The organism is Bartonella sp. AA83SXKL (genome assembly GCF_042196965.1).
Taxonomy (GTDB): Bacteria; Pseudomonadota; Alphaproteobacteria; order Rhizobiales; family Rhizobiaceae; genus Bartonella.
In genome coordinates this window covers 1-316 of the sequence record NZ_JBHIRG010000247.1, presented here as the reverse complement: position 1 = coordinate 316, position 316 = coordinate 1, and the positions used below count along the sequence as shown (strand labels likewise).

Sequence of the window (316 nt, the reverse complement as noted above, 5' to 3'; positions counted from 1 at the left end):
ACTTTTTGTGAAAGGGTATGCTGAACGGAGGCTGGATGCATACCGTAACTTTGATAATGGAGATGACTTCTAGAATACCGATTATGGAAGATATTGTCTGATGTTTCAGCCAAAACAAGAAAGTGGTTAGAAAAAAGAAAGTTAAATGCACGGTTAAAGTTTTCTCTTGACATGATTGACGATAGCGAATTGTAAGTTTCTTCTTTCGTCTTTTTCTCGATCCACTGTGCTGCGAGAAGTACCAAGTTTTCCCAGTGTTTTCGATCATTGATAATAAATTGCTTTGAACCTGCACCAAAAATTGCATTCTTTTTAT

General features: G+C 36.4%; 1 pseudogene. It reads right to left on the bottom strand.

Annotated features, from left to right (window positions below):
* Window positions 1–316 (bottom strand): annotated as a pseudogene (locus tag ACFINO_RS10900) (ThiF family adenylyltransferase); the annotation flags it as partial.